This window comes from Paenibacillus sp. 1001270B_150601_E10 (assembly GCF_015558675.1).
Classification (GTDB): domain Bacteria; phylum Bacillota; class Bacilli; order Paenibacillales; family Paenibacillaceae; genus Paenibacillus_B.
The window spans coordinates 1-2,276 of sequence record NZ_JADMOL010000027.1; the positions used below are offsets into that span (position 1 = coordinate 1).

3 protein-coding genes are annotated in these 2,276 nt (G+C 36.4%); all 3 read left to right on the forward strand.

Annotated features, from left to right (window positions below; translation table 11 throughout):
* The coding region (locus tag I2H74_RS24365; RefSeq protein ID WP_195576909.1) for a tyrosine-protein phosphatase at nucleotides 1–206 on the forward strand (206 nt) is incomplete at its 5' end.
* A gap of 555 nt (nucleotides 207–761) precedes the next feature.
* Entirely contained in the window at nucleotides 762–1,361 is a 600-nt protein-coding gene (locus I2H74_RS24370; RefSeq protein ID WP_195576910.1) for a matrixin family metalloprotease, read from the forward strand.
* A 20-nt stretch (nucleotides 1,362–1,381) separates the two neighbouring features.
* The gene (locus I2H74_RS24375; RefSeq protein WP_195576911.1) at nucleotides 1,382–1,963 is read left to right on the forward strand and encodes a hypothetical protein; all 582 of its coding nucleotides are present in this window, start codon (nucleotides 1,382–1,384) and stop codon (nucleotides 1,961–1,963) included.
* Nucleotides 1,964–2,276 lie beyond the last annotated feature (313 nt).

Below are 2,276 nucleotides of genomic sequence, written 5' to 3' on the forward strand. Positions count from 1 at the left end.
GACGCCACGTAAAATGGGGCAAGCTGTTCCGCTCGGGTGAGCTCGCTGGCTTAACAGAACAAGGAAAGCAGCAGTTTAAAGCACTTGGCTTGAATCCGATTGTCGATTACCGAACCAATAGTGAAGTTCAAGCGAAGCCAGATCCTGCAATTGAGGGCTCAAACGAGTTTATAACATTATACTCGGATCTGGATAATCCCAATTAAGTTTCTTTTTATCCACAGAAAGATGATTAATAGGATTATTGCTCATAAGCAAACATTTTTAAGATGAAAAGACATGGCTAGCCCCACACTTCACTAGGACCTTATAAAAAGGAGCTGCTGCAGTAGGAGCCGGAGGAAATAAGAAGCTGCTAAAGCAGTTGAATGGCGGTCGTATTCAGACTTACTATATATGCGAATAATTAAATTAATTTTCCTTTTTAATAATTGTGTTATTGAGAGCAAAATTTCGAGTAATCCAAATGAAGCAAACATATTAGAAGATAACTTATAGTTATTTAACCCCTCACTTTATTTCATTCCAGCAGATAGCAGATATTTTCCATCCAATAATTCTGTTCCTTCTAATTGATTCCGTTTATCAATGATCTAAATGAGCACAAAAAATTTTTGACTATTTTCGACTTATTATAAGCCAATAAGACTATCAGCTGCTGAAAATTAGAGCCCTTTAAGGATTGTAGTCTTATTTCCATTTTTTTATATAATGGTATAAATAATTTGGGTTACATAATACAATATGGAGGTAAGAGAAAATTGATTAAGAAAACCAAAGTAATCATCGCATCTCTCATTGCATTATCGGCTGTAATCACTGCAATTCCTATTGCAAATGCAACTGTATGGGGATACAAGAGAACTACTGGCACTTTTAGTGCATGGTATGATACTACTGTATCTCAAAAAGGATACACTACACAGTTTGATTGGGCACGTTCGAAATGGTCAGGAATTTCTTCAAAAGTAAGTATCAATAAGACTCCTACTGCCACATCATCTACTGACCAGTACTATGTAGGAGAAACAATCGTGGACAAAAGGTATGGATTTACTAATTTTTACAAATCATCAACTGCTGCTCCTACAGATCCAAATGTAAATAATTGGGATTATAGCATTGTAATCATCTATGACAATAATATGGTTAAGTATAATAGGAAAAATGATACTAACATGAAGAACGTAGCCCTCCATGAAGTCGGACATTCTATCGGCTTAGCACATACCAACGAAATAAATTCAACTTTAAGATCACAATCAGTCATGACTTCAGCAGAAGACGCATTTTACAATTGGAATGTGACCACACCTTCTGACTACGATAAAAATGAATTGAAGTCTAAATGGGGAAATTAGACTAAAGGGAGGTTTCTTTCATGTTACTAAAGAAGAAAAGCGTTATGATTTCAATGATACTGGCATTACTGCTTGCTGCATCGGCATGTTACTATTATTTCACGGTTTATAATTCTGTTCGTGTGATCAATGCAGCATCGCTTTATCAGGGATATTCATCGGCACAATCGTTATACAACAATGCGGATATGGTGGTCATTGGAAGTCCGGTTAAAGACTTTGAGGATCGAGAGTTACATTTAACTAGGTTCTCTACAGGTGCTATCGAGGATATAGCAACATTTACAGAGCTCGATGTCAAAAAGGTATTAAAAGGGCCGGAAGAATACGCTGCTGGTCTTACCGTTATCGAACCTCTTGGCATGTATCAAACTTATAGAGGGAAAGAAAAAATCACTAGTGATGGATATACCGAAATGAAAAAAGGCAGCACTTATTTAATATTTTTAGGCGAAAACACATTTGGACAATACAGTGTAATTAATATGCAAGCTGGTAAATTCAATCTTGATGGAACGGATCCAGAAGATCTGACCGGAAGTCCTAATAAGTCTAGTATTTTCGCAGAGTTAAAAACGAATTTTTCTCAGGAACTAAAATAAGGTGGGATTCCCCACCTTTTTTAGTTGTTTTTATCGGGAAGATTTTTCACTGAACTAGATTACACTGACCGTAATCCAGAAATAAGTCATTTTCATATCCCACACCCTAATTCTCTATGTGAATCACAATAACTCTTATTGATCCACTATTAATAATTTTCTGATCAAACAGGATATCCCAAGATTAATGAGTGCTTCATTAGCAGATTTCATATGCATATGCTCATAATCAGGAACCCATGAGTTATCAAAAATTACTCGACCAAGATGCTCATGATCGATGAGCCGGAAAGACTCGATGCGCTTGCACCGA